This window comes from Streptomyces sp. NPDC093598, assembly GCF_044764825.1.
Classification (GTDB): Bacteria; Actinomycetota; Actinomycetes; order Streptomycetales; family Streptomycetaceae; genus Streptomyces.
On the sequence record NZ_JBIWIV010000003.1, the window covers coordinates 623,524 to 647,850 of the forward strand.

Genomic DNA, 24,327 nt, shown 5'->3' on the forward strand with positions numbered 1-24,327 from the left:
CTGCCGGCGCCGTCCCCGCCCGTGGGCCCGCGCGCGACGGATCATGGCGGGGCCGGGGCCCGCCAGGGGCCGTGCCACGACAGGGGAGGGTGGATTCGTATGGGCGTCGCAGGAGCAGGGGGCGTTGTGGGGGCGGGGATCAGGAGCCGCTGGTTCCGGCGTTACCCGGCCACGGACGGGAGCGTCCGGCTGCGCCTCGTCGGCTTCCCGCACGCGGGCGGCACGGCGACCCTCTTCCACGGCTGGGCGGCCCGCCTGCCACGCGGCGTGGAACTGCTCGCCACCCAGTACCCCGGCCGTCAGGAGCGGCTCGCCGAGCCCTGCGCCGAGACCATGGCGGAGCTCGCCGACCGCATCACCGACGCCCTCGAAGACGTCCTCGGGCCCGGACTCCGCGCCCCTCTCGCCCTGTTCGGGCACAGCCTCGGCTCCGCCGTCGCCTACGAGGTGGCGCGCCGCCTCGACGAGCGGCACGGCATCGTGCCCGAGCGCGTCGTCGTCTCCGGGCGCGGCGCCCCGCACACCGAACGCGGCGGCGCCCTCCACCTCCTCGACGACGACAGTCTGATCGCCTCGGCCCGACGCCTGGGGGACCTCGGCTCCGCCGTCTACGACGACCCCGACCTGCGCCCGCTGCTGCTGCCCTCGCTGCGCGGCGACTTCCGCCTCATCGAGTCCTACCGGCCCGCCCGGCCGGCGCCCCTGCGCGCACCGGTCACGGCGGTCGGCGGCGTGGACGACCCGGGCTGCTCCCTGGCCGACCTGCTGTCCTGGCGGCCGCTGACCACATCCGCGTACGAGCACCAGGTCTTTCCCGGCGACCACTTCTACCTCGTACCGCACGAGGCAGAACTCCTGACGTATCTCAACCAGCGCTGGTGAGCGTGGCGTTCGCCTGGGCCTTCCTGCTGCTGAGGTACGACAGCAGCATCGGCAGGGAGCTGGTCAGCAGCAGCGCGGCGCCGGCGGCGGCGAGCACCCCCGAGCCACCCCACTTCTGCCAGGAGCCGCCCGCGATCAGACCGACCGCCACACAACTGGGCGCCCACAGCAGGCTGCCGAGCAGGGACAGTCCGAGATAGCGGGCCCAGGGCACGCCGGCGGCGCCGCACATCACCGGCACCAGCGTGCGCAGCACCGCGTTGAACCGGCCGAGCAGCACCGCCCGCGCGCTGTAGGCGCCGACGGTGTGCAGCGCCGCGCGGTAGGCGGGCGAGCCGGTCACCCGGGCCGGCAGGTTCGCGGCGAGCCGGGGCCCCCACCGGCGCCCCACCAGATGACCGATCACATTGCCCGCCAGCGCGCCGAGCACCGCCATCGCGATCGCGGCGGGAAGCGGCAGCGCGCCGTGGTGCGCGAGCACGCCGCTCGCCATCAAGGCGGTCTGCGAAGGGAGCAGCATGCCGAGCAGGGGGAGCGCGGGCTCCGCCATCGGAAGCAGGAAGACGATCAGCAGCGTCAGCCACGCGGGCACAGCCGCCAACTGCTCCTGGATCCAGGCCATTTCGGTCCTCTCGCCGCGCCGTCACCCCTCGTCCGGAGCCCTTACAGCAGACCGCGCGGGGGCGCTCCGGCACATCGCAGCCAGGCCCAGACCTGGCCGGTAGCCCGTGCCCACCCCGATGGTGGAGCCAGCTGGGTGGTCCGGGCCGGAGAGGTCTCATAACGTGCGGCCCATGCACCCTCCGACGATCTGGACCCGGCTCCACCTGCGCCGCTACGTACGCAGCGCCTGGCCCTGGCGCGCGGCGCTGTACCTGCTCAGCAGTGCGGTCCTCGGCCTCATCACCCTGCTCACGCTCGTGCTGCTCGCCGTCGCGGGCAGCGTGCTCACCGTGGTCGTCGTCGGCCTTCCGCTGCTGCTCGTCCTCGTCCTCACCGGGGTGCCGCTGGCGTCGGTCGAGCGCCGCCGGCTGCGTCTGATCGACAGCGAGCCGCTCGCCGATCCGCACCGCGAGCCCGACCGCACCGGCCTCACCGCCTGGCTGCGCACCCGGCTCCAGGAACGCGCCACCTGGCGCGAGCTGGGCTACGCGGTGCTCTTCGGCTTCCTGCTGTGGCCCCTCGAAGCGCTGGTCGTGGGCTCCCTCCTCCTCGTCTGCGGCGGGCTGCTCGCGGCGCCGGTCATGCTGGCGGTCGACGGCGAGGAGGCGCGGGTCCTGAAGATGTGGATCGTGGACAGCTGGCCCGGGGCGCTCTCGGCGGCGCTCGCCGGGCTGCTGCTGATGCCCGTCTTCGCCTACCCGCTCGGCGCGATCGCCGCGGGCCGGGCCGCCCTGACCCGCTTCCTGCTGGCCTCGCCGACCGGCGAACTGAACTCGAAGATCAAAGAGCTGGGCCGCTCCCGGGTCCGTCTCGTGGACGCCTTCGAGGCGGAGCGGCGCCGCATCGAGCGCGATCTGCACGACGGGGCGCAGCAGCGGCTCGTCGCCCTGTCCATGACGCTCGGCCTGGCCCGCCTCGACGCGTCGGACGGGCCGCTCGGCCCGCTGCTCGCCAAGGCGCAGGACGAGGCGGCCACCGCCCTCGTCGAGATCAGGGAGCTGATCCGCGGCATCCACCCCCAAGTCCTCACCGACCGGGGCCTGGTGGCGGCCGTGGAAGATCTCGCGGACCGCTCGACGATCCCCGTCGACGTGGAACTCGACCTGCCGGTCCGGCCCCCGGAGGCGATCGAGACGGCCGTGTACTTCGCGGTCAGCGAGGCCCTCGCCAACGTCGCCAAGCACAGCGGCGCGAGCAGGGCCGTGGTGCGGGGCGGCCTGGAGAACGGGCAGCTGGCCGTGGAGGTCGAGGACGACGGTCACGGGGGCGCGGACACCGGGCGGGGGACGGGCCTGCAGGGCGTCGCCGATCGCGTCTCGGTCCTCGACGGCCGCCTGCTGGTGTCCAGTCCGCCGGGTGGGCCCACCGTGTTCCGCCTGCTGGTACCCTGCTCAACCGCCTGATCCGACCCCATGATTGAGGAACTGATGCTGCGCATCGTGCTGGCCGAGGACAGTGTCCTGCTCCGCGAAGGACTCGTCGGCCTCATGGAGCGCTTCGGGCACCAGGTGGTCGCCGCGGTGGGTTCCGCGGACGAGCTCACCGACGCGGTCGCCGCGCACGAACCCGACATCGTGGTGACCGATGTACGGATGCCGCCCGGCTTCTCCGACGAGGGCCTGCGTGCCGCCATCGCCCTGCGCCGCCGCCGGCCCGGACTGCCGATCCTGGTCCTCAGCCAGTACATCCAGCGGTCCTACGCCGAGGACCTGCTCGACTCCTCCGACGGCACCGGGGTGGGCTATCTCCTCAAGGAACGGATCGGCCACGTCGAGGAGTTCGTCGACGCGGTGCACCGGGTCGCGGAGGGCGGCACCGTCGTCGACCCCGAAGTGGTGCGCCAGCTGATCAGGCACCGGCGCGACCCGCTGGCCCGGCTCACCGCGCGGGAGCAGGAGGTGCTCGCGCTGATGGCGGAGGGCAAGTCCAACGCGTCGATCGCCGCGGCGATGGTGGTGAGCGAGGGCACCGTCAGCAAGCACTTCGGCTCCATCCTCACCAAGCTCGACCTCTCCCTCGACGACTCGACCAACCGCCGGGTCCTCGCGGTCCTCGCGTACCTGCGCGGCCGGCCCGGAGTGGACACCGCCTAGGTGTGCCGACCGGACAGGTCGGTGACGCGGCTGGATGGGGTTTGGCCGCCGATGCCCGGCAGGAGAAAGCTCGCCCAGGTGGCCGCCTTCTCATCGGGTAGGTCTTCGGTGTAGGCCAGGCGGGAAGGGGCGTCCGGGGCGGTGCGGAGGAGGCGTATCCGGCGCCGTTGCGGCGGTTCTTGTTCGGGCTGCCGGCCGCGCGGCCCAGCACCTTGTGTCCGCCTCCGTCGGGGATGCAGAACTCTAGGCGGCGGAACTGCCGGACCCCGTGGGGTGGCCATGATGAGGGAGGTGCTGGTATCGCGGGCATGGACACCAGACGGCGCGTCCTCATCGTCGCCTATGACGACGCGCAGATTCTCGACATCGCCTGCCCCAGTGGCGCGTTGGACATCGCCAACCGGTACGGGGCGCAACCGCCGTACTCCATCGAGCTGGCCACCCTCGGCCGTCGGGCGGCTCGCAGCTCGGCAGGGATTCTCGTGGGAGCGGGGCAGGGACTGGAGGCGGTCGCGGGACCGTTGGACACGCTGTTCGTCGTGGGCGGCATCGGCTGTGAGGACGCGGCGGCGGACCAGCGATTACTGGGGCACGTACGCCGGCTGGCCGGACACAGCCGACGCGTGGCCTCCGTCTGCACGGGCGCTTACGTTCTGGCCGCCGCCGGACTGCTGGATCACCGGCGGGTGACGACCCACTGGGGATGGGGGGAGCGGCTTGCCGAGCGCCATCCCGACGTGGCCGTGGACGTCAGGCCGCTCTACGTACGTGACGGCCATGTCTACACCTCGGCCGGCGTCACCAGCGCGCTCGACCTGACGCTGGCGCTGATCGAGGACGACCACGGGCCGACCCTCGCCCGGGCCGTCGCCCGCGAACTCGTCACACATCTGCACCGACCGGCCGACCAGGCGCAGATCTCCCTGTTCCTCGCAGCTCCACCACCGGAGGACCGGCTGGTGCGGGACCTCGTGGGCCATATCGCCGGCCATCTGGCCGAGGACCTCACACCCGCCGCCCTGGCCGCCCGGGCGGGGGTCAGCCCTCGGCATCTGACCCGCCTGTTCACCGCGCACCTCGGCACCACGCCCGCCCGGGCCGTGCGGGCGGCGCGCGCCGAAGCGGCGGCGCACCTGGTGCGGTCCAGCGGACTGTCCATGGCGGCGATTGCCCGCCGGTGCGGGTTCGGGTCGGCCGAGACGCTGCGGCAGGCGTTTCTGGACCACTACGGCATGACCGGGGACAGGCTTCGCAGGATGCCGGACATGCCGACGGCGCGCGTCAGACCGAGGCAGAAGACTCCGCGGCCATGAGGCATTCGACGACACGCAGAAACGTACTGCGCGGGACCGTGGCGGCTGCCGGGCTCGCCGCCACGGCAGCGGCCCCGGCCGGGGCGGCGCACGCCGTCCCGCCCAAGGGTTCGGGGCCGGATATCGGCATCCTGCTGTACGACGGCTACAGCCTGCTGGATCCCACCGGTCCGGCCGAGGTCCTGTCACGCCTGCCCGACGCGACCGTGACGATGATCGCCGAGAAGCGCGGCGCGGTCCGCACGGACACCGCGGACGTGGCCGTGGTCGCCGAGCGTTCCATCGACGAGGTCGACCGGCTCGACGTTCTGCTCGTGCCGGGCGGGGGCGACCGCGGCACCGTGGGGGCGATGAACAACCAGGCCCTCCTGCGCTGGATCCGCGCCATCCACCGGCACAGCCGATGGACGACCTCGGTCTGCACCGGCAGCGTCGTCCTCGCTGCGGCGGGCCTGCTGAAGGGACGGCGGGCGACGACCTACTGGGCCTCCGCCGAGTACCTCCGGTCCACCTTCGACGTGACCTACCTGCCGCAGCGCTACGTGCACTCGGGGAAGATCATCACTGCGGCCGGGGTGTCGGCCGGAGTGGACATGGCCCTGTACCTCGCGTCCTTGCTCACGGACGACGACACGGCCAAGGCGATTCAACTCGCCGTGGAATACGACCCCCAGCCCCCCTTCGACGCCGGCGACGCCACCGAAGCCAGTCCGCAACTGAAGGAAAGGGCACTGCAGTTGCTGGCCTCCTCTCAGGTGTAGGTGCTCCACCGAACCCCAGGCCGGATGGCAGCCGGCCTGGGGTTCTCGCGTGTTTCAGCGGGTGGTCTCCCGCTCCACCGGGAGCCACAGTTCGGCGTCCGCGTCCGTGCCGTCGGGTGACAGGCGGGTGCGGAGGATCTCCGGGCCGGGGCGGGTGCGGTAGGGGTTGGACGGGAACCACTCGGTGAACACGTCGCGCCAGAGTTCCTGGATGGCCCGGGGGGCCGGGCCCGACGTCGTGAAGACCGCCCAGGTGCCGGGCGGGACCGGCAGGGTGGTGGTGCCTTCCGGGGCCGCGGACGAGGCCGGGGCCGGAGTGATCACGGCGTGGTAGTAGTCGAGTTCCGTGCCCTCCGCGCGGCTCGGGTCCAGGTCGTCGCAGACCGAGACGATGCCCCGCGGTTCCTGGTCGGACAGCTTCTCCAACTGGTCCACCGCGGACCTGTCGAGGCCGCGGACGAAGTCGATGATCGCCTGGTTCGGGCCGGAGTGGATCAGGGGGATCCGGGTCTTGAAGCCCGTGACGGTGAAGGCCGGGCGGTCGACGACGCGGTAGTGCATGCTGCTGCTCCCTTCGACGGTGAGGCGGAAGGTCAACCGGGGCTGGGAGACGAGCGCGGCGCCGGTGCGCCGAGCCTCGCCCGGGCCCACGCCGTGCATCTGGCGGAACGCCCGCGCGAACGCCTCGCCGGAGCCGTAGCCGTAGCGGATCGCGATCTCCAGCAGCGTCGCGTCCCCCGACAGCACCTCCGCGCCCGCGACCGTCAACCGACGGCGGCGGATGTACTCCGACAGCGGCATGCCGGCCAGGGCGGAGAACATGCGGCGCAGGTGGTACTCCGAGGTGCATGCCGTACGCGCCAGGTCCGCCACGTCGACGGTGTCGCCGAGGTTCCGTTCGATCCGGTCCATCGCCTGGTTGAGCCGGTCCAGCACGTCCGGTCTCCTTCCTCTTGGTGCTCTCACGCTAGGCAGCGCGGGCCCTGCCGCACCCGACATCCCGTGCCCGCTCCGGTCGGGTGCGGCTCGGGTGCCGCCTGCGCTGAACGGCGTAGGCGAACCGCCGTCCGGCAGGCGTCCTCAAGGGGGCCCTACCGTGAACGGCTAGCATCGCCGGTCAGTCCGTCAGCTGCCGACCGGGACGAGGTGAGGACATGGGGGCGCCCCGGATCGCCGTCGCCGTGGTGACGATGGGCAACCGGCCCGACGAGGTCGACGCCGTGCTGGAGTCCGTGGCCAAGCAGGACGTGCCGCCCGAGCGGATCGTCGTCGTCGGCAACGGCTGCCCGCTGCCCGACTTCGCCCGGCGGCTGTCGCTGCCCGGCGAGGTCACCGCCGTCGAGCTCGACGAGAACCTCGGCTGTCCCGGCGGGCGCAACGCGGCCCTTGCCCGGCTGCGGGAGTTCGGCGACATCGACGTCGTGGTGGATCTGGACGACGACGGTCTGCTCGTCGACCCCGACGTGCTGCGCCGCGTACGGGATCTGTACGCCGCCGACGAGCGGCTCGGCATCGTCGGCTTCCGCATCGCCGACGAGCTCGGTGAGACGCAGCGGCGGCACGTACCCCGGGTCGGTGACTCGGACCCCCTCCGGGGCGGTTACGTCACCGGCTTCCTCGGTGGCGGGCACGCCCTGCGGATGGCAATGCTCGACGAGGTCGGCGACTGGCCCGCCGAGTTCTTCTTCGCGCACGAGGAGACCGACCTCGCATGGCGCGCGGCGGATGCCGGCTGGCGGATCCTGTACGCCCCGGAGCTGCTGCTCCGGCATCCGAGGACCTCGCCCGCCCGGCACGCCATCTACTACCGGGTGAACGCCCGCAACCGGGTCTGGCTGGCCCGCCGCCGGCTGCCGCTCGCGCTCATCCCCGTCCACCTGGGCGTGTGGGTACTGCTCACCCTCGCCCGGAACCGGTCGGGCGCCGGGCTGCGCGCCTGGTTCGGCGGCTTCGTGGAAGGCGTACGGGAGCCGGCGGGGGAGCGGCGGCCCATGCGGTGGCGGACGGTGTGGCGGCTCACCCGACTGGGGCGGCCGCCCGTCATCTGACGCGCTGGAGAGCTGGAGTGGGCCCCGGCCGTTCACCTCCGCCGACCGGGACCCGGATCCGGCCGCGGCGGCGACACTCCCCCGAGTTGCGCGTCCAGACGCGCGTACCGCCGGGCCAGATCCGATGTAGTGATCACATCAGGCTTTGCCAACGGATCGCTAACATGTGGCCAACGGTTGGCCGTTGCGTCGTCCGCCGATCGGCCTGAAGTCGCCGAACCATGGTCGTGGCGGCCAGGACTGCGGCCGGTCCCGGCGGAGCAGGTGAAGATCGGGTCGGCGGAAATCCGCTGCCCAGGGATGGAAACGCGTCAAGGCGGAGGGCACGGGGGGTATGCGGTTCGGGCTGTTGGGGCCGCCGGCGTTGTTCGACGACGTCCGGGGCGGTGGCCGAGGTGAATCCCGGGTCATCGCGAGCCCCAAGTCCCGTGTGCTGCTCGCCGCGTTGCTCCTCGACGCCGGGCGGGTCGTCTCCGTCAAGTCCCTCAAGGACGCACTGTGGGGCGGGGCGCCGCCCGTTTCCGCCCAGGCCTCGCTGCACAATCACATCGCCCGGTTGCGGCGGCTGCTCGACGATCCCGAACGGCTGCGCACCGTGCCGTCCGGGTATGTGCTGCGCGTCGGCGAGGGAGAGCTGGACGTCCACGTCTTCGACGCCCACGTCACCGCGGCGCGTGCCGCGCACACCGGCCGGGACTGGGAGCGGGTCGTGCGCGAGTGCGCGGCCGCGCTCGCGCTGTGGCGGGGCGCGCCGCTCGCCGGACTGCCGCCCGAGGTGGGCGGGTACGCCTTGGCGCAACGGCTGTGCGAGGCCCGGCTGCTGCTTCTGGAATGGCGCTACGACGCCGAGTTGGCGCTGGGAGGTCCGCGGCTCCACGATCTGGTGCCGGAGCTGGCGGCGTTGACCGGCGAGTACCCGCTGCGGGAGGTGTACCACCGCCAGCTCATGCTCGCCCTGCACCGCACCGGCCGCCAGGCCGAGGCCCTGGCCGTCCACCGCGACCTGCGCACCCGCCTCGTCGGCCGACTCGGCATCGAGCCGGGGCCGGGGGTGCGGGAGGCGCATGTGGAGGTGCTGCGGGGGGCTGTGGGGGACGGTGGTTCGGCGGAGCCGCGTGAACCGGGCGGGCCGGGCCCCACGCCCGCCCAATTGCCGCCGCCTCCGCCCCATTTCATCGGCCGCATCGCCGTACGTGACGCCCTGCGCCGCGCTCTCACGGGACCCGATCCGCATCCCATCGCCGTCATCAGCGGCATGGCCGGTGTCGGTAAGAGCGCGCTCGCGCTGCAGGTCGCCCATCAGCTGGCGGAACGCTTCTCCGATGGCCAGCTCCATCTGGACCTGCACGGAGCCACCCCGGGCAGGACCCCCCTCACCCCTGCTCAGGCGCTCACCGCCCTGCTGCGCGACCTCGGGACCGAGCCCTGCCGCATCCCAGAACCTGTGGACGCGGCCGCCGCGTTGCTGCGCTCGTTGCTCGCGCCGACCCGGACGCTTCTGGTGCTGGACGACGCCGCGAGCGCCGCGCAGGTGCGGCCGCTGCTGCCGGGTGGCGCCGGGTGCGGGGTGATCGTCACCAGCCGTTCGCCGCTGACCGCCCTCGACGGCGCGGCCCGGTTCCCGCTCGCCCCGCTGTCGGACGGGGAGAGCGCCGAACTGCTGCGCAGGGCCTCGGGCCGCGACGGCCTGGACGGTACGGACGCCGCCCGCCTCCTCGTCGAACTCACCGGGCGTCTCCCGCTGGCCCTGCGTGTCGTGGCCGCGCGGCTCGCCGCTCGCCGGGCCCTGACGCCCGATGTCCTCGCCGGGCAACTCGTCGCCGCTGAAGGACGGTTGGGCCACCTGGAGTACGACGACCTGAGCGTCCGCCGCTCCCTGGCCGTCGCGCACGACGCGCTCGCCGCCTCCGAGCGCGAGGCCGACCGGGACGCGGCCCGCACCCTGCGCCGTATCGGCGCGCTCGACCTGCCCGCGTACGGCGCGCCGCTGCTCGCCCGCCTCACCGGCATCGGCGAACCCCGCACCGAGGCCGCCCTGGACCGCCTGCTCGACGTGGCACTGCTGGAGGAGACCACGTACGGCCGCTGCGCACCCCATGACCTGGTGCGCGACTTCGCCCGTGAACTGGCCCAAGAGCGCGACCCCGACGACCCCGACGACCCCGTCGACACGGCACTGCACTGGTACGCGGCCGTCGCCGAACGCGTCCTCGTCGCGATCGTGGAACCCGGCCTGGACCTGGACGATCGCCGCCGGCCCACCCCGGCCCAGCCGAGCGGCCACGCGGCCCACCTCGGCACCGTCGCCCCCTTCGCCGGCCCTCATGAGGCCTTCGCCTGGGCGGACAGCGAGATGGAGAACGTCGTCACCCTGGTCGAGCGGTATGCGGACGACCGGTCCGGGCAGCGGGCGGGCCTGGTCTCCACGCTCGTCCGGCTGATCTTCCCGTACGCGCATCGCCGGGGCCGCGTCGCCGAGATGGAGGTGCTCGGGCGGGCCGGCCTCCGGGTGGCGCGGCGGCTCGGTGACGCGGCGGCGGAGGCGTACGCGCTGGTCGACCTCGCCGGGCTGCACTTCCTGACCGGCCGGCAGAACGACGCCCTCGCCCTCAACGACCGCGCGCTCGCCATCTGGCGGCGGCTGGACCACCCCTCCTGGATTCGCCGCTGCCTCAACAACCGGGGCCTGCTGCTGGACGGGCTCGGCCGGCGCACCGAGGCGGGCGAGGCGCTGACGCGCAGCCTGGAGTACGCACGGCAGCTGAACGACCCGTACGGCGAGGCCGTCACCCACAGCCACCTCGGCAACCTCTTCGAGCACACCGACCCACGGGCCGCGATCGCACAGCACCGGCGTTCACTCGCCCTCGGGGACGAGATCGGTGCCGTGATCGTGCGGCACTCCGCGCACTGCAACATCGGGTACGCCCATCTGCGCCTCGGTGAACCGGCCGCCGCTCTTCCGCACTTCGAGGAGAGCCTGCGCATCCTCGGCGGTCATGGCGACTGGCACGGCGAGTCCCAGGCCCGGCTCGGCCTGGTCCGGGCCCTGCGTCTGCTGGGTCGCGAGGGCAGGGCCGCCCGTGAGTGCGCCGAGCTGCTCGGCCGGGCGGACGCCCGCGCCGACCGCTACACCGGCGGTCTCGCCCGCCACCAGCACGGGTTGCTGCTGCGGGAGCGGGGGCACATCGGCGAGGCGCGCGAGGAGTGGGGCTCGGCCCTCGCGGCACTGGAGGGGACGGACGAGCGGGCGGTGGTCACCGAACTGCGTGAGCTGCTGGCCTCCGTCGCCTGATCACTTGGCGTCCGCGTAGCACTCCACCACCGCCGTCGTGAACGGGAAGCGCACCGGCGTCTCGCCGAAGGTCAGCCGCCCGGCCAGGGCCGCGGCCTCGCGGATCGCCGCCACGACCGCCTCCGTCTCCTCCTCGGGGCAGTGCACGATCACCTCGTCGTGCTGGAAGAAGACCAGCTCGGCCGACAGCTCCGCGCAGCTTTTGCGCAAGGCGGCGAGCAGGAGCAACGCCCAGTCGGCCGCACTGCCCTGGACGACGAAGTTGCGGGCGAAGCGGCCGCGGGCGCGGGCGTTGGTGGAGGCGTAGCCGGGCACCCACGGGGCGCCGCTGTCGGGCTGGTCGCCGTCCTCGGAGGCGACGGAGGCGGAGGGGATGCCGGCCTCCTCCGTCGCGTCGTCCGTGCCCCGGGCCGCGGGCGGGCAGGTCCGGCCGAGCCAGGTCCGCACGAGCCGGCCCTCCTCACCGGCCCGGGCGGCGTCGTCGACGTACGCCACCGCCCTGGGGAAGCGGCGTCTGAGCGCGGCGAGGTTCTTCAGGCCGTCCCCGGAGGTCTGGCCGTAGACCGCGCCGAGCACGGCGAGTTTGGCCTGGGAGCGGTCGCCGGAGAAGGCGCGGTCGGAGACGGACTGGTACAGGTCGCTCTCCCGGCCGGCCACCTCCATCAGGCCCGGGTCGCGGGAGATCGCCGCGAGGACGCGCGGCTCCATCTGGTCGGCGTCGGCGACGACGAGCCGCCAGCCGGGGTCGGCGACCACGGCCCGCCGGATCACCTTGGGGATCTGGAGCCCGCCCCCGCCGTTGGTCACCCAGCGCCCGGTCACCGTCCCGCCCGCGAGGAACTCGGGTCTGAACCGTCCCTCGCGGACCCAGTCCTGGAGCCAGGACCAGCCGTGGGCGACCCAGATGCGGTACAGCTTCTTGTACTCGATCAGGGGTTTCACGGCCGGGTGGTCGACCGACTCGAGCTCCCAGCGGCGGGTCGAGGAGACCTTGACGCCGGCCCGGGCGAAGGCCTTGACCACGTCGGCGGGCAGGTCGGGGCGGACCCGTCTGCCGAAGGCGGTGGACACCTCGTCGGCCAGCTCGGCCAGGCGGCGTGGCTCGCCGCCGCCCGCGTACCGCTCGCCCAGCAGGTCGTGCAGCAGCGCGCGGTGCACGTCGGCGCTCCAGGGCAGCCCGGCGCGGTTCATCTCGGCGGCCACCAGCATGCCCGCCGACTCGGCGGCCGTCAGCAGCCGCATGCGGTCGGGGTGCTCGGCGCTCTCGTGGCGCCTTAGCTGCTCGGCGTAGACCGCGAGGAGGTCCGGCAGGGGCAGCTGGACGCCCTGGGGTTCGAACAGCGAGGACTGGGAGCCCGGCTCGGCGGAGCGCTGCGGCGGATCGGGCGGTACGGGGCCGCCGCGCAGCCGGGCCAGGGCGGCCGCGGCCGAGCGTGGTTCCCCGTACCGCCCCTCGTGGCCGAGGAGGAGCGTCTCGGCGGCCTCGATGTCGTAGCACCGCTCGACTCGCACCCCCGTGGCGAGCAGGCGCGGGTAGACCTCGGCGGTGGACCGCCACACCCACCGTGTGACGCCGGGACGGCTCCTCACGGCCTCGGCGGGGTCCGCCTCCCGCCGCACCGGGCCGGAGGGCAGCCCGTCCGGACCGAGGGGGGCGACGTCCACGCCACCGTCCTCGGCCGGAGCGAGCGCCCACCGGTCGGCCATGCTGCGAGTGTGCCAGGGGGGTCTGACAACGCCCCCCGCCACCGCCGGCGAGGGTCAGGACTCGTCCAGCACCTTCTCCTGCGCGCGTGCGATCTTCTCCAGCACCTCGGTGACGTACTGCTCGGTCCGTTCCTTGCCGATGCCCAGGCCGCTGAGGACGCCCTGGCCGTTCTCGTGCTCCAGCAGGGCGAGCAGGATGTGCTCGGTGCCGATGTAGTTGTGCCCGAGGCGCAGGGCCTCGCGGAAGGTGAGCTCCAGGACCTTCTTGGCGGCCTGGCCGTACGGCACCAGCTCCGGGGCGTCGTCGACGGCCGGCGGGAGCGCCGCCGTGGCCGCCTGCCGGACGGCGTCGAGGGAGACGCCCTGTTCGACGATGGCCTTCGCGGCGAGGGCCTCGGGTTCGGCCAGCAGGCCCAGGACGAGGTGCTCGGGCAGGCCCTCCGCGTTGTGCGCGGCCTTGGACGCGTTGTGCGCCGCCATCACCGCGCTGCGGGCGCGCGGCGTGTACCGGTTGAAGCCCTGGTTCGGGTCGAGGTCGGCCGACTCCTTGGGCACGAACCGCTTCTGCGCGGCCTGCCGGGTGACGCCCATGCTCTTGCCGATGTCGGTCCAGGAAGCGCCGGACCGCCGGGCCTGGTCGACGAAGTGGCCGATCAGGTGGTCGGCCACGTCGCCCAGGTGGTCCGCGGCGATCACCGCGTCCTGGAGCTGGTCCAGCGGCTCCTCGTGGACCTTCTTGATGGCCGCGATGAGGTCGTCGAGACGGATGGATGACGTGGGGTCGGGGTTCGTCATGTGTCAACCGTAGGTTGCGCCTTGAGGGCTGTCAACCGTGGGTTGACACTCGGTCGCGGGTTCCGGCTCGTCCGCGACGGCGTGGCACCATCGGCCCGTGAGTACGTCCAGCACCGTCGACCGCGCGTTCGCATCGGCCCTCTACGCGACCGGCGAGACGGCCCTCGACACCGGCGCGTCCCTGCTCGCCGCCGACCCGGCGGCGGATGCCGAACTCGCCCGGCGGGGCCAGGAGTTCATGGCGACGGCCTGGCGGCGCGGCTGGCAGCCTGCCGACGTCGTCCGGATCGTCCGGCGCGAGCTCGACGACGTGCACGTGCTGCTCGCGGCCGCGCTGATCCGTGCCCAGGCGCCCGCCGACGGGCCCCGGGGCCGCCGCTGGAACGCGCAGCTCGCGGACCTGCCCGCCGACGCCCCGCCCCGCACCGACCGCTTCTCGCACGCGACCGCCGTGCTGGAGCTGTACCGCCTGCTGCTGCGGCTGCCGACGCTGGAGGCCCTCGACGAGACGCCCGGGGAGGCACGGACCGAGTCCCGCATGCTCACCCGCATCCGCGCCCTGCTCGCCAAGGCGGAGGCCACGGGGTTCCCGGAGGAGGCCGAGGCGCTCAGCGCCAAGGCCCAGGAGCTGATGGCCCGGCACAGTGTCGACGAGGCGCTGCTCGCGGCGCGGGCGCCCTCGCCGGACACGCCCGGGGCCTGCCGGATCGGTGTCGAGCCGCCGTACGAGCAGGCCAAGGCGGTGCTGCTGGACGCCGTCGCCGGCGTCAACCACTGCCGGGCGGTGTGGAACGAGCCCCTCGGCTTCTCCACCGTCGTCGGCTTCGAAACCGACCTGGAGGCGGTCGAACTCCTCTACACCTCACTCCTCGTGCAGGCCACGACCGCGATGACCAAGGCCGAGGCCGCACAGCGGGCGGGCGGCCGCAAGCGCACCAAGACGTTCCGGCAGTCCTTCCTCGCGGCCTACGCCCACCGCATCGGCACCCGCCTGACAGCGGCCGCGGAGACCCAGGTGACCGACGACCTGCTCCCGGTCCTCGCCTCCCGCGAGGTCGCCGTCACCGGGCGGCTGGACCGGATGTTCCCGGAGACGACCACGACCCGGCTGCGCGGGGTGAGCGACGCGGCGGGCTGGGAGGAGGGCGCGCAGGCGGCGGACCGGGCCCAGGTCCGGCACCGGCCGCCGCTGCGCTGATCTCCTCCGCGCTGACCTCCGGTGCGCTGATCTCCCGTCAGTCGCCCGAGGTCTCGAAGCCGCTCACCGAGGCCTGCGTTCCCGCCGTCCGGGCGACCTCCCCGTACGTCCACTTCAGCTCGTGCGCCGTCCTGGTGTCGCCGGGCAGGGTGAAGGACGCCTTGTGCACGTCGAGGCTGTTCGCGGAGCCCGCCTCGCCCCGGACGTAGGTGATCGTGAAGGACGTGGTGCCGCCCTTCCCGAGGGTCAGCGACTGGGCCTTCGCGCCCTCGTCCGGTGAGACGGACGTCGTGCCGTCCTCGAACTGCAGGTCCACGCCGGGGAAGCCCTTCAGCATGCACTGTGCGCCCTTGTTGGTGAGCGTCACGGTGACGGTGCCGGTGTCCCCGGCGGCCGGGGCGGCGCCGGCGCCGACCTCCACGCCCATGTCGCCGAGCGCGCAGGCCGAAGCGCTCGGCCGGTCCGCGTTCTTGACGTCGTCGCCACCGGTCTTGTCGTCGCTGCAGCCGGTCAGCAGGACCGTCGCGGCGAGGGCGGCGGCCAGGGTGAGGGGGAAGGTACGCATGTGGTCCTCTGGGCGTCTCGAACATCAGCGGCATCGGGCCCCTGGATCATCACGCATGCGACTGCCGCACGGGCACGCACCCCCTGCGATTCCCCCGAACGCCGGACGGGCGAGCCCCCCGGCACGCGCCCTGCCCTTTCAGCGAACGCCGTACCGGCACGCGTGCCACGCCGGTTCCCCGGGGCACGCGCCTCCACTGATGCTCCGAACGCCGTACGGGCACGCCCCCCGGCGATTCTCCGACATGCGTCCCTCCGTGCCCGCGAAGGGCGTACGGCGGAAACGGCAGGGCACGTGCCGGGGGTGCGCGCCCGTACGGCGTGCGCGGGAACCGGCCGCGGCGCCCGCCCATACGGCGGGCCGGGAAAAACCGGCAGAAGCGCCCGCCGCACGCACGGGCGTCCCGGCCGGTTCTCCGGTACTCGTCGCCTCTGCCGGTTCCCGGCATGCCAGACGTGGCGGGCACCCCCGGCGATCCTCCCGGCACGTGCCCCGTGGTTCCGGTGAACGCCGTACGGGCACGAGTCCCCCACCGGTGACCCGGGCACCGTCCCTTCGCTGATTCTCCGAATGCCGTACGGGCACGCACCCCACCGGCGATTCTCCGACATGCGTCCCTGCCGTTCCCGCGAACGGCATACAGGCGGGCGCCCCCGCTGGTAACCCGACACGCGCCCCGGCCGACTTCCGCGAACGCCGTACACACGAGCACCCCTGCGGCATCCGCGAACGCCGGACGGGCCGCGGTGCCCGTAGGCGATCCGCGGCCCGGCCGTAAGGGTTCGGGTGTCAGCCGAGGCTTGCCGTCGGCAGGCCAGTGGGGAGCTTGCCGCCCTCCGCCTTCGTGTACGTCTCCGCGCCGAGGCCGCCCTCCCAGGTGACCTTCAGGCTGCTCTTGTTCACGGAATCGACCATGCCGGTCGCCCGGTCCTTGGAGCCGTCCGTGCACTTCAGGCGGATCATCTTCATGCCGGACTCCTCGCCCGCGGTGCCGCTGCACACGCTCCCGCCGGTGGCGAACAGCGCGGCCTGCTTGCCGGTGATCACCAGGGCCACGGCCTTGCCGCCGGTCGTCGCGAGCCAGCTGCCCGCCAGCTCACCGCCGGCCGACTCCCCGGAGCCGGAGCCGGAGCCGGAGCCGGAGCCGGAGCCGGAGCCGGAGTCCCCGCCCGTCGGAGCGGACGCCGAGTCCGCCGGGGACGGACTGGACGCCGAGTCGTCCCCCGAGCTGCCGTCGCTGCTGCACGCACTGAGCACGAGCACGCCCGCCAGCCCCGCGGCCGCCGCCGCGACGCGCACGGCGCCGGAGCGACGCGAGAAGATCACCGAAGTCACTGCAAGCCCCCAAGCTGTAGCCGGCCGACCGGTCCGGACGGCACCGGCCGGCCTCCTGGCCGGAACGATCGCAGCAAGCTACCAGGGCCCGTCAAGGGCCCCCTCGAACGCCTCTTACCAGGACGACTTGCGCACCCCGGGCAGATACCCCGCGTGCGCCTGCTCCCGCAGACTCACCCGGGACAGCCCGAACGCCCGGAAGTAGCCGCGCGGCCGGCCGTCCACCTGGTCCCGGTTGCGCACGCGCGTGGCGCTCGCGTCGCGCGGCTGCCTGCGCAGCTCCGCCTGTGCGGCGAGCCGTTCGGCCTCCGTCGACGACGGCCGCCGGATGATCTCCTTCAGCTCGGCCCGCCGGGCGGCGTACCGCGCGACGACCTCCTGCCGCCGGTCGTTCTTCGCGATCTTGCTCTTCTTGGCCATCAGACGCTCACTCCCCGGGCGCGGATGCGGGCGACGGCCGCCTCGATCCCGATCGTGTCGACGGTCTTGATCCCCCTGGCGCTCAGCCGGAGCCGGACGTACCGGCCCTCGCTCGGCAGCCAGTAGCGCTTGGACTGGATGTTGGGGTCGAACCGGCGCGACGTGCGCCGGTGGGAGTGCGAGATGCGGTTGCCGAAGCCCGGCCGGGCCCCGGTCAGCATGCAGTGCGCGGACATGGGTGGTGACGTACCTCTCTGCCTCAGGAGATGTAAATGGAATTCATTTTCAGTAGCATAGCGGCATGGCACGCAACGAACTCCGGCCGGTCATCAAGCTCCGGTCCACCGCCGGGACCGGTTTCACCTACGTGACCCGCAAGAACCGCCGCAACGACCCGGACCGACTGACCCTGCGCAAGTTCGATCCGATCGCCGGCCGCCACGTCGACTTCCGAGAGGAGCGCTGACCATGCGCGAGGGAATCCACCCGGCGTACGGCCCCGTCGTCTTCCGCGACCGTGCCGCGAACTACGCCTTCCTCACCCGCTCGACCATGACGAGCGAGAAGACGATCGAGTGGGAGGACGGCCACACCTACCCGGTCGTCGACGTCGAGATCTCCGACGTCAGCCACCCCTTCTACACCGGCACGGCCCGCGTCCTGGACACCGCCGGCCGCGTGGAGCGCTTCGAGCGCCGGTACGGAAAGAAGGGCTGACCCCGTGGCTGTCCCTCCTGGGCTCCCCGTCGTGATCGTCGGCGGGCTGCACGCCGACGCCCGCGGGGCGGCCGTCGCGCGGCTGCTCGCCGACGTGCCCGGCAGCGTCGCCCTCCACCACGACCTGTCGACGGCCGCCGCCGGCACGGTCGTACGGACCATCAGGGACGCCTCCGGCCTCCTCGACGCGGGGGAGGCGCCGCTCGTCAACGACTGCGCGTGCTGCGCCCTGCGCGAGGACCTGGTGCCGGAGCTGGAGCGGCTGCGGGACGCCGGAGCCACCCGGCTCGCCGTCGTCGAACTGTGGGACTCCGTCGAACCCAAGTGCATGGCCGAGGTCGTCACGGCCGGCGGGCTCACGGTCAGCGGCGTGATCACCGCCGTCGACCCGGCCCTGGTCCTGCCGTACCTCGGCAACGGCGACGACCTGGCCGACGGCGGTCTCGCCGCCGCCGCCACCGACCAGCGCACGGTCGCCGACACCTTCGCGCGCCAGCTGGAGTACGCCCCCGTCCTCGCGATCGCCGATTCCCCGGAGGCCGACGAGGAGGACCGCGAGCTGCTGGCGCAACTGCACCCGACGGCCCGCCAGGTGCTCATCGGGCAGGACGTCCCTGCCGAACCGGCCGACGACGGCCTGACCGTGCCGACCCCGCGCCGGCGTGCGCTCTCCCCCCTGGCCCAGGCCGCCCTGGCCGGCTTCGACGTCGAGGCGGCCGCCGCCGCCCAGCACCCGGCCTGCGCCCTGCTCCCCGCCGAGGCCGACGCGCACGGCGTCTCGACCCTGGTCTGGAGCCGGCGCCGCCCCTTCCACCCGGAGCGGCTCTACGCCGCACTGGAGGACCTGACCTGCGCGGCCGCCCGCAGCCGGGGCCGGTTCTGGCTCGCCGACAAGCCCGACACGCTGTTCCACTGGGACGCGGCGGGCGGGGCCCTGTGCGTGGAGAGCGCGGGCCCGTGGCTGGCCTCCCTGCCGGACGCGGCCTGGGAGATGGTCCCGCCGGTGCGCCGTGCCGCCGCCGCGCTGGACTGGCACCCCGAGCACGGTGACCGCGGCCAGCACCTCGTCTTCACCTCGCCCGGCCTCGACCGGGACGGCCTGGAGCGGCTGCTGGAGTCCTGCCTGCTGACCGACGCCGAGTACGCCGCCGGGCGCGATGCCTGGCAGCGGCTGCCGCACGCCTTCGACACCCTCCTGGAGGTCTGACCCCATGCCGCGCAAGCCCGACCGCAAGCCCGCCAAGGACCGGCCCAACCCCCTGGATCAGGCCGGGATCACGTACATCGACTACAAGGACACCGACCTGCTGCGGAAGTTCATCTCCGACCGCGGCAAGATCCGCAGCCGCCGCGTCACCCGGGTGTCGTCCCAGCAGCAACGGCAACTGGCCAAGGCCATCAAGAACGCACGCGAGATGGCCCTGCTGCCTTACGCCGGCCGCTGACCCGCTCCGGACCTGGTGAGGTCCCCCACGCTGACGGGTGGGGGGCCTCCTGCCGTCCCGCGACCGGGCTGGGGGCCGAGGCCGACCGGCGCGGCCGTCGGCGTGCCGGCCGAGGGCTGTAGTGGTTCCGCGGCCGGCCACGGCGTCAGGAACGCACATGAGATGGCCCTGCTGCCCGCACCGGCCGCTGAGCCGCTCCGAACCGGGTGAGGTTCCCCACGCTTGACGGACGGGGAACCTCCTGCGCACGAGGCGCCAACCCCGTCGGTCCACCGGCCCCGTGGTCCGTCCGGGGCGCCCGGACCGGTCCGTACGCCGGCCGGGGCGGGTACCCGGAGGCCGCGGGCCGGAGTGGCCCGGGTGACCGGCGCGCGGGTCGCCGGGGGCCGGAAGCCGGGCGCGGGGTCCGGCGATGGTCCGAGCCACGCACCGGTCACAGGGATGACCCCGCCCTCCTGCGACCGGCCCATTTCTCCCCGTCCCCGCAGGCCGCGGCCGTCTTCCGGATGCGGGTCGGCCGGTCGAACGGCCGTCTCCGGGCCCCTCGCCTCAGCTCCCGCTTCTTCGGTACGGCCCCCGCCCGGACCCTCGCCTCGCCGTCGAGCGGATGCTCCGCCTCCACCGGACCTCCGCCGAACCCACCGACTTCGCCGCAGGTCTCCGGGAACGGGAGGCGGGGCCAAGCCGTCAAACAGTCAAGAACCTTTGGTAAAGCGGTCGTCAAAGCTGTAACCGCAGGACCACCCCGCGTGCACGTGCATCTGCCCATGCATGCGCACGTGAACAGGACTATGATCCGGGTCAGTTGACCACTGCATCAATGGCCACACCAGCCAGTGCACCACCGGGGAGCGACCTGTGGACCACGACGTGTACAACGGTATGGCGGCCGCCGGGCTGCACGGTGTGGCCTGGCAGAAGAGCCGGCACAGCAACTCGCAGGGCTCGTGCGTGGAGTTCGCCCGGCTGCCGGGCGGGGACGTGGCCGTCCGCAACTCGCGCTTCCCCGACGGCCCCGCACTGGTCTACACCCGTGCGGAGATCGAGGCGATGCTGCTGGGCGTGAAGGACGGCGAGTTCGACCACCTGGTGGGATGACCGCCCTGACCACGGCAGGGCGGCCTTCGGCGTCCGATCCGCTGTGACGCGCGTAGAACAGCGACGCGAGGAAGCGCCGCGGTTTCTCATTCCCCGTTCGGCAGCGAACCGGCCCGCGGCAGCCGGAACAGCGCCCAGACCACCTTGCCGTCGAGCGCGCCCGCGAGCGGATGCCAGCCCCAGCTGTCGCTGAAGGAGTCGACGAGGAACAGCCCGCGGCCCGACTCGGCCGAGAAGTCGTCGGTCTCCCGGGCGACCGGACTGTCGTGACTGGGATCGCGCACCGCGCAGACCAGCCGCTCGGTCCATCGCATCAGGTGCAGCCGCACGGGAGGTTCACGGCCGCTGACACAAGCGCTGTTCGCCGGCAGACCGTGCCGCAGCGCGTTGGTGACGAGTTCCGAGACCACCAGACAGACGTCGTCGAACCGGTCGCCCATGTCCCACTGATCGAGGGTTCTGCGGGTGAACCGCCGTGCCTCACGCACCGCTTCGTAGCGGGCGGGCAGAGCGCAGGAGGCGGCGTCGGACACGGCCGCGGGATCCAGCGGCGGAAGGCCCTGCCGTAACGGCTCGAGCATGGTCGATCCATTCGTCCCCATGCGAGGCACTCCCGAGAATTCGCGGTCGGTGCGATGCGGCGGTGGTGCGGCACCATGGTTTCGGATGCGTACAGCAGATGCAAGGGCAGATGCACGTGCACGTGACCGGAATGAGATGTCCCGTACCGCTTGTTGGTCAATTTTTCCGTCATCTTCGCGTCGCTCTTTGGCCGTTCACTTGCCTCCTTCTTGCTCCCGCGCGCGAGCGTCGACCGACTCGATTCCGTTTCCGTAACCGGACGAGTACTGCTCGGAGTGTTTTAGTGGCAGACTGCGGCCCCTGGAAACGTTGGGGAGGCTGGCGAACGTGAGCGCGGGAGAGCCGGGATCGGTGGTGCGGCGCATGCTGCTCGGATCACAACTCAGGCGACTGCGTGAGGCGCGGGGCATCACGCGCGAGGCGGCGGGCTACTCGATCCGCGCCTCCGAGTCGAAGATCAGCCGGATGGAGTTGGGCCGGGTGAGCTTCAAGACCAGAGACGTCGAGGACCTGCTGACCCTGTACGGCATCACGGACGAGCAGGAGCGCGCCTCCCTGCTGTCCCTGGCGAAAGAGGCCAACGTCGCGGGGTGGTGGCACAGTTACTCGGACGTGCTGCCCAGCTGGTTCCCGACCTACGTCGGCCTGGAGGGCGCCGCGTCGCTGATCCGGGCGTACGAGGTGCAGTTCGTGCACGGCCTGCTGCAGACCGAGGCGTACGCGCACGCGGTGGTCCGGCGGGGCATGCAGGGGGCGAGCGAGGCCGACGTCGAGCGGCGCGTGGCGTTGCGGCTGGAGCGGCAGAAGCACCTGGTCGACGAGAGCGCGCCGGACTTCCACATCATCCTGGACGAGGCCGCCCTGCGCCGCCCGTACGGCGACCGCGAGGTGATGCGCGGCCAGCTCCAGCACCTCATCGAGATCTCCGAGCGGCCCAACGTACGGCTTCAGGTGGTGCCGTTCAGCCTCGGCGGCCACTCCGGCGAAAGTGGCGCGTTCACGATCCTCAGCTTCCCGGAGTCCGACCTGTCGGACGTCGTCTACCTGGAGCAGCTCACCAGCGCGCTGTACCTGGACAAAGCCGAGGACGTCGCCCAGTACGAGAAGGCGCTCAAGGAGCTCCAGAGCGACAGCCCGGGCCCTTCGGAGAGCCGGGACCTTCTGCGGGGCCTGCTTCAGCTCTCCTGAAGTACTCCTCCAACTCGCCTGAAACACAAGTACGATGACGTGTGATCAGATCGTGAAGGCGCGATCAGGGGTCTGCCAGGGATCGAGGGGTCACACATGTCGTCGTCGTACTTCACCGACCTTGCACAGCAGTACATAAACGGTGAGTGGCGCCCGGGCACCGGCTCCTGGGACATCATCGACTTCGACCCGTACGACGACGAGAAGCTGGCGTCGATCACCATAGCCACGGTCGACGAGGTCGATCAGGCGTACCGGGCGGCGGCCCGCGCCCAGAAGCAGTGGGCCGCGACCAACCCCTACGCCCGCCGGGCGGTCTTCGAGAAGGCGCTGCACCTGATCGAGGAGCGCGAGGCCGAGATCTCCGAGGCCATCATCGCCGAGCTCGGCGGCACGCGCCTGAAGGCCGCCTTCGAACTGCACCTCGCCAAGGAGTTCCTGCGCGAGGCGGTGCATCTGGCGCTGGCCCCCGAGGGCCGGATCATCCCCTCGCCGGTGGACGGCAAGGAGAACCGCGTCTACCGCGTGCCGGTCGGCGTGGTGGGTGTGATCAGCCCCTTCAACTTCCCGTTCCTGCTGTCGATCAAGTCCGTCGCCCCGGCGCTCGCGCTCGGCAACGCCGTGGTGCTCAAGCCGCACCAGAACACGCCGGTCGTCGGCGGCTCCCTGGTCGCGAAGATCTTCGAGGACGCGGGGCTGCCCGGCGGTCTGCTGAACGTCGTCATCACCGACATCGCGGAGATCGGCGACGCCTTCATCGAGCACCCGGTCCCCAAGGTCATCTCCTTCACCGGCTCCGACCAGGTGGGCCGGCACGTCGCGACCGTCTGCGCCCGGCTGTTCAAGCGCTCCGTCCTCGAACTGGGCGGCAACAGCGCGCTGGTGGTCCTCGACGACGCCGACATCGACTACGCGGTCGACGCTGCCGTCTTCAGCCGGTACGTCCATCAGGGCCAGGTCTGCATGGCCGCCAACCGGGTCCTCGTGGACCGTTCGATCGCGGACGAGTTCACCGAGAAGTTCGTCGCCAAGGTGAAGACCCTCAAGGCCGGCGACCCGCGCGACCCGGAGACCGTCATCGGCCCGGTCATCAACTCCTCGCAGGCGGACGCCGTCTCCGGCGTGGTCGAGCAGGCCCTCGCCGAGGGCGCCACGGCCCTGGTGCGCGGGGGGCGGACCGACAACCTCGTCGAGCCGTCCGTGCTGACCGACGTCCCGGCGGACTCGGCGCTGCTCAGGCAGGAGGTCTTCGGCCCGGTCGCCTTCCTCGTCCCGTTCGACGGCGAGGAGGAGGCCGTACGCCTCGTCAACGACACCCCGTACGGGCTGAGCGGTGCGGTCCACACCGGGAACATCGAGCGCGGCGTGAACTTCGCCAAGCAGATCGACACGGGCATGTTCCACGTGAACGACGGCACCGTCCACGACGAGCCGATCGTCCCGTTCGGCGGCGAGAAGCACTCGGGCATCGGCCGGCTCAACGGCGACACGATGCTGGACTCGTTCACCACGACCAAGTGGATCTCGGTGCAGCACGGCCGCAGCGGCTTCCCGTTCTAGAACCTTCCGGCGCCCGGATCCTTGCGGACAGACCCTGACCGCAAGGGTCCGTAGCTTTGTCGGTGTCAGGGGGAGAAGCCCCCGATGCGGCGAAAGGCGGCGGTCATGGTCACTCACGTCCCGGCAGAGGCACCCGGCGACGAGCGCGGAGCGCTCCTGTCCTTCATCGCCGAGCAGCGCGGCGGCATCCGGCGGGCGCTGCTGGGCCTCACGGACGAGCAGGCGTCCTCTCGCCCCAGTGCCAGCGAGCTGTCCCTGTCCGGGCTGCTCAAGCATGTCGCCGAGGTCGAGCAGGGCTGGATCGCCCGGGCCAAGGGCGAGCCGCCGGCCGTGCACCGGGACGAGTCGAACTGGCACGAGTGCTTCACGCTGGTCGGCGACGAGAGCGTGGAGTCGCAGCTCGCGTACTACGAGAAGGTCGCTGCCGACACGGAGGCGTTCATCCTCGCGGTGCCCAGCCTCGACGACACCTTCGAGCTTCCGGCGACGTCCTGGAACCCCAAGGACGAGTGGCTCTCGATGCGCTGGCTCTGCCTCCACCTGATCCGCGAGACGGCCCGGCACGCCGGTCACGCCGACATCATCCGCGAGTCCCTGGACGGCAGGACGGCCTTCGAGCTGGTGGCCGAGGAACAGCGGGTGGTGGCCGAGGCATAACCTTG

Annotated in this window: 25 protein-coding genes and 1 pseudogene; 16 read left to right on the forward strand and 10 right to left on the reverse strand. The window is 72.6% G+C overall.

Translation table 11 applies throughout. The features are described from left to right. The first annotated feature begins 99 nt into the window (after positions 1 to 99). Positions 100 to 882, forward strand: coding sequence for a thioesterase II family protein (locus tag ACIRDU_RS14655; protein ID WP_403578728.1), 783 nt, complete (start codon positions 100 to 102; stop codon positions 880 to 882). On the opposite strand, the gene ACIRDU_RS14660 is transcribed toward ACIRDU_RS14655, so the two are convergent. Beyond that, positions 866 to 1,504: a DedA family protein gene (locus tag ACIRDU_RS14660; protein WP_403578731.1), complete on the reverse strand. Its 639-nt coding sequence runs from the start codon at positions 1,502 to 1,504 to the stop codon at positions 866 to 868. The two genes, ACIRDU_RS14655 and ACIRDU_RS14660, sit on opposite strands and share 17 nt — an antisense overlap. Before the next feature lie 172 nt (positions 1,505 to 1,676). On the opposite strand from ACIRDU_RS14660, the gene ACIRDU_RS14665 reads away from it, so the two are divergent. Continuing rightward, on the forward strand, positions 1,677 to 2,948 hold the full coding sequence (locus ACIRDU_RS14665) for a sensor histidine kinase (RefSeq protein ID WP_403578733.1): 1,272 nt from the start codon (positions 1,677 to 1,679) through the stop codon (positions 2,946 to 2,948). Between the two features lie 24 nt (positions 2,949 to 2,972). After that, a complete protein-coding gene (locus ACIRDU_RS14670) occupies positions 2,973 to 3,638 on the forward strand; it encodes a LuxR C-terminal-related transcriptional regulator (protein WP_403579013.1) in 666 nt (221 codons plus the stop codon). A gap of 65 nt (positions 3,639 to 3,703) precedes the next feature. On the opposite strand, the pseudogene ACIRDU_RS14675 reads toward ACIRDU_RS14670, so the two are convergent. Beyond that, a pseudogene (locus tag ACIRDU_RS14675) lies at positions 3,704 to 3,873 on the reverse strand (IS481 family transposase); the annotation flags it as partial. 73 nt (positions 3,874 to 3,946) lie between these two features. Between ACIRDU_RS14675 and ACIRDU_RS14680 the strand changes: the two are divergent. Together ACIRDU_RS14680 and ACIRDU_RS14685 are read left to right on the forward strand one after the other, a co-directional pair. Then, positions 3,947 to 4,951 carry a GlxA family transcriptional regulator gene (locus ACIRDU_RS14680; RefSeq protein WP_403578736.1) on the forward strand — a complete coding sequence of 335 codons (1,005 nt, stop codon included), beginning with the start codon at positions 3,947 to 3,949 and terminating at the stop codon, positions 4,949 to 4,951. Beyond that, positions 4,948 to 5,712, forward strand: coding sequence for a DJ-1/PfpI family protein (locus tag ACIRDU_RS14685; protein WP_403578739.1), 765 nt, complete (start codon positions 4,948 to 4,950; stop codon positions 5,710 to 5,712). Before ACIRDU_RS14680 ends, ACIRDU_RS14685 begins: the two co-directional genes overlap by 4 nt. Positions 5,713 to 5,766: 54 nt before the next feature. Here ACIRDU_RS14685 and ACIRDU_RS14690 read toward each other — a convergent pair whose 3' ends face one another. After that, positions 5,767 to 6,648 carry a helix-turn-helix domain-containing protein gene (locus ACIRDU_RS14690; protein ID WP_403578742.1) on the reverse strand — a complete coding sequence of 294 codons (882 nt, stop codon included), beginning with the start codon at positions 6,646 to 6,648 and terminating at the stop codon, positions 5,767 to 5,769. Positions 6,649 to 6,866: 218 nt separating this feature from the next. On the opposite strand from ACIRDU_RS14690, the gene ACIRDU_RS14695 reads away from it, so the two are divergent. Both ACIRDU_RS14695 and ACIRDU_RS14700 read left to right on the forward strand, forming a co-directional pair. Then, a complete protein-coding gene (locus tag ACIRDU_RS14695; RefSeq protein WP_403578744.1) occupies positions 6,867 to 7,760 on the forward strand; it encodes a glycosyltransferase family 2 protein in 894 nt (297 codons plus the stop codon). A 334-nt stretch (positions 7,761 to 8,094) separates the two neighbouring features. Then, positions 8,095 to 11,055 (forward strand): BTAD domain-containing putative transcriptional regulator, encoded by a 2,961-nt coding sequence (locus ACIRDU_RS14700; RefSeq protein WP_403578746.1) that lies wholly within the window; start codon positions 8,095 to 8,097, stop codon positions 11,053 to 11,055. Here the strand turns inward: ACIRDU_RS14700 and ACIRDU_RS14705 are convergent, their stop codons facing one another. After that, positions 11,056 to 12,762: a bifunctional 3'-5' exonuclease/DNA polymerase gene (locus ACIRDU_RS14705; protein WP_403578749.1), complete on the reverse strand. Its 1,707-nt coding sequence runs from the start codon at positions 12,760 to 12,762 to the stop codon at positions 11,056 to 11,058. Positions 12,763 to 12,816: 54 nt separating this feature from the next. Then, on the reverse strand, positions 12,817 to 13,557 hold the full coding sequence (locus tag ACIRDU_RS14710) for a Clp protease N-terminal domain-containing protein (protein WP_403578752.1): 741 nt from the start codon (positions 13,555 to 13,557) through the stop codon (positions 12,817 to 12,819). A 97-nt stretch (positions 13,558 to 13,654) separates the two neighbouring features. On the opposite strand from ACIRDU_RS14710, the gene ACIRDU_RS14715 reads away from it, so the two are divergent. Further along, on the forward strand, positions 13,655 to 14,755 hold the full coding sequence (locus tag ACIRDU_RS14715; protein WP_403578755.1) for a DUF2786 domain-containing protein: 1,101 nt from the start codon (positions 13,655 to 13,657) through the stop codon (positions 14,753 to 14,755). A gap of 37 nt (positions 14,756 to 14,792) precedes the next feature. Here the strand turns inward: ACIRDU_RS14715 and ACIRDU_RS14720 are convergent, their stop codons facing one another. The 4 genes from ACIRDU_RS14720 to rpmB all read right to left on the reverse strand — a co-directional run bounded on the left by ACIRDU_RS14720 (position 14,793) and on the right by rpmB (position 17,311). Further along, positions 14,793 to 15,320 (reverse strand): DUF4232 domain-containing protein, encoded by a 528-nt coding sequence (locus tag ACIRDU_RS14720; RefSeq protein WP_403578758.1) that lies wholly within the window; start codon positions 15,318 to 15,320, stop codon positions 14,793 to 14,795. A gap of 789 nt (positions 15,321 to 16,109) precedes the next feature. Beyond that, positions 16,110 to 16,655: a hypothetical protein gene (locus ACIRDU_RS14725; RefSeq protein WP_403578761.1), complete on the reverse strand. Its 546-nt coding sequence runs from the start codon at positions 16,653 to 16,655 to the stop codon at positions 16,110 to 16,112. A gap of 114 nt (positions 16,656 to 16,769) precedes the next feature. Then, a complete protein-coding gene (rpsN, locus tag ACIRDU_RS14730) occupies positions 16,770 to 17,075 on the reverse strand; it encodes a 30S ribosomal protein S14 (RefSeq protein ID WP_062928325.1) in 306 nt (101 codons plus the stop codon). Then, on the reverse strand, positions 17,075 to 17,311 hold the full coding sequence (rpmB, locus tag ACIRDU_RS14735; protein WP_403578764.1) for a 50S ribosomal protein L28: 237 nt from the start codon (positions 17,309 to 17,311) through the stop codon (positions 17,075 to 17,077). The genes rpsN and rpmB overlap by 1 nt, the downstream gene beginning before the upstream one ends. A 65-nt stretch (positions 17,312 to 17,376) precedes the next feature. On the opposite strand from rpmB, the gene rpmG reads away from it, so the two are divergent. From rpmG to ACIRDU_RS14760, 5 genes are all read left to right on the forward strand, one after another. After that, on the forward strand, positions 17,377 to 17,541 hold the full coding sequence (gene rpmG, locus ACIRDU_RS14740; RefSeq protein ID WP_403578766.1) for a 50S ribosomal protein L33: 165 nt from the start codon (positions 17,377 to 17,379) through the stop codon (positions 17,539 to 17,541). 2 nt (positions 17,542 to 17,543) lie between these two features. After that, entirely contained in the window at positions 17,544 to 17,792 is a 249-nt protein-coding gene (locus ACIRDU_RS14745) for a type B 50S ribosomal protein L31 (protein ID WP_403578769.1), read from the forward strand. 4 nt (positions 17,793 to 17,796) lie between these two features. Next, entirely contained in the window at positions 17,797 to 18,999 is a 1,203-nt protein-coding gene (locus ACIRDU_RS14750) for a CobW family GTP-binding protein (RefSeq protein ID WP_403578772.1), read from the forward strand. A 4-nt stretch (positions 19,000 to 19,003) separates the two neighbouring features. After that, positions 19,004 to 19,237 carry a 30S ribosomal protein S18 gene (gene rpsR, locus ACIRDU_RS14755; protein WP_403578775.1) on the forward strand — a complete coding sequence of 78 codons (234 nt, stop codon included), beginning with the start codon at positions 19,004 to 19,006 and terminating at the stop codon, positions 19,235 to 19,237. An 882-nt stretch (positions 19,238 to 20,119) separates the two neighbouring features. Then, positions 20,120 to 20,335, forward strand: a complete 216-nt coding sequence (locus ACIRDU_RS14760; RefSeq protein ID WP_283968392.1) for a DUF397 domain-containing protein — start codon at positions 20,120 to 20,122, stop codon at positions 20,333 to 20,335. A gap of 86 nt (positions 20,336 to 20,421) precedes the next feature. Here ACIRDU_RS14760 and ACIRDU_RS14765 read toward each other — a convergent pair whose 3' ends face one another. Continuing rightward, positions 20,422 to 20,916 (reverse strand): ATP-binding protein, encoded by a 495-nt coding sequence (locus ACIRDU_RS14765; RefSeq protein ID WP_403578778.1) that lies wholly within the window; start codon positions 20,914 to 20,916, stop codon positions 20,422 to 20,424. A gap of 364 nt (positions 20,917 to 21,280) precedes the next feature. Between ACIRDU_RS14765 and ACIRDU_RS14770 the strand changes: the two genes are divergently transcribed. From ACIRDU_RS14770 to ACIRDU_RS14780, 3 genes are all read left to right on the forward strand, one after another. After that, positions 21,281 to 22,105 (forward strand): helix-turn-helix domain-containing protein, encoded by an 825-nt coding sequence (locus ACIRDU_RS14770; RefSeq protein WP_381037918.1) that lies wholly within the window; start codon positions 21,281 to 21,283, stop codon positions 22,103 to 22,105. Between the two features lie 96 nt (positions 22,106 to 22,201). Then, complete coding sequence (locus ACIRDU_RS14775; RefSeq protein ID WP_403578780.1) at positions 22,202 to 23,665, forward strand: aldehyde dehydrogenase family protein; 1,464 nt, start codon at positions 22,202 to 22,204, stop codon at positions 23,663 to 23,665. A gap of 105 nt (positions 23,666 to 23,770) precedes the next feature. Next, complete coding sequence (locus tag ACIRDU_RS14780) at positions 23,771 to 24,322, forward strand: DinB family protein (RefSeq protein ID WP_403578783.1); 552 nt, start codon at positions 23,771 to 23,773, stop codon at positions 24,320 to 24,322. Positions 24,323 to 24,327: the final 5 nt, after the last annotated feature.

Bases quoted from the DNA above. Each gene is read 5' to 3' on its own strand.
- ACIRDU_RS14655 (WP_403578728.1), top strand. From the start codon at position 100: ATGGGCGTCGCAGGAGCAGGGGGCGTTGTGGGGGCGGGGATCAGGAGC.
- ACIRDU_RS14660 (WP_403578731.1), bottom strand. From the start codon at position 1,504: ATGGCCTGGATCCAGGAGCAGTTGGCGGCTGTGCCCGCGTGGCTGACG.
- ACIRDU_RS14665 (WP_403578733.1), top strand. From the start codon at position 1,677: ATGCACCCTCCGACGATCTGGACCCGGCTCCACCTGCGCCGCTACGTA.
- ACIRDU_RS14670 (WP_403579013.1), top strand. From the start codon at position 2,973: ATGCTGCGCATCGTGCTGGCCGAGGACAGTGTCCTGCTCCGCGAAGGA.
- ACIRDU_RS14680 (WP_403578736.1), top strand. From the start codon at position 3,947: ATGGACACCAGACGGCGCGTCCTCATCGTCGCCTATGACGACGCGCAG.
- ACIRDU_RS14685 (WP_403578739.1), top strand. From the start codon at position 4,948: ATGAGGCATTCGACGACACGCAGAAACGTACTGCGCGGGACCGTGGCG.
- ACIRDU_RS14695 (WP_403578744.1), top strand. From the start codon at position 6,867: ATGGGGGCGCCCCGGATCGCCGTCGCCGTGGTGACGATGGGCAACCGG.
- ACIRDU_RS14700 (WP_403578746.1), top strand. From the start codon at position 8,095: ATGCGGTTCGGGCTGTTGGGGCCGCCGGCGTTGTTCGACGACGTCCGG.
- ACIRDU_RS14705 (WP_403578749.1), bottom strand. From the start codon at position 12,762: ATGGCCGACCGGTGGGCGCTCGCTCCGGCCGAGGACGGTGGCGTGGAC.
- ACIRDU_RS14710 (WP_403578752.1), bottom strand. From the start codon at position 13,557: ATGACGAACCCCGACCCCACGTCATCCATCCGTCTCGACGACCTCATC.
- ACIRDU_RS14720 (WP_403578758.1), bottom strand. From the start codon at position 15,320: ATGCGTACCTTCCCCCTCACCCTGGCCGCCGCCCTCGCCGCGACGGTC.
- rpsN (WP_062928325.1), bottom strand. From the start codon at position 17,075: ATGGCCAAGAAGAGCAAGATCGCGAAGAACGACCGGCGGCAGGAGGTC.
- rpmB (WP_403578764.1), bottom strand. From the start codon at position 17,311: ATGTCCGCGCACTGCATGCTGACCGGGGCCCGGCCGGGCTTCGGCAAC.
- rpmG (WP_403578766.1), top strand. From the start codon at position 17,377: ATGGCACGCAACGAACTCCGGCCGGTCATCAAGCTCCGGTCCACCGCC.
- ACIRDU_RS14745 (WP_403578769.1), top strand. From the start codon at position 17,544: ATGCGCGAGGGAATCCACCCGGCGTACGGCCCCGTCGTCTTCCGCGAC.
- rpsR (WP_403578775.1), top strand. From the start codon at position 19,004: ATGCCGCGCAAGCCCGACCGCAAGCCCGCCAAGGACCGGCCCAACCCC.
- ACIRDU_RS14760 (WP_283968392.1), top strand. From the start codon at position 20,120: ATGGCGGCCGCCGGGCTGCACGGTGTGGCCTGGCAGAAGAGCCGGCAC.
- ACIRDU_RS14765 (WP_403578778.1), bottom strand. From the start codon at position 20,916: ATGCTCGAGCCGTTACGGCAGGGCCTTCCGCCGCTGGATCCCGCGGCC.
- ACIRDU_RS14770 (WP_381037918.1), top strand. From the start codon at position 21,281: ATGCTGCTCGGATCACAACTCAGGCGACTGCGTGAGGCGCGGGGCATC.
- ACIRDU_RS14775 (WP_403578780.1), top strand. From the start codon at position 22,202: ATGTCGTCGTCGTACTTCACCGACCTTGCACAGCAGTACATAAACGGT.
- ACIRDU_RS14780 (WP_403578783.1), top strand. From the start codon at position 23,771: ATGGTCACTCACGTCCCGGCAGAGGCACCCGGCGACGAGCGCGGAGCG.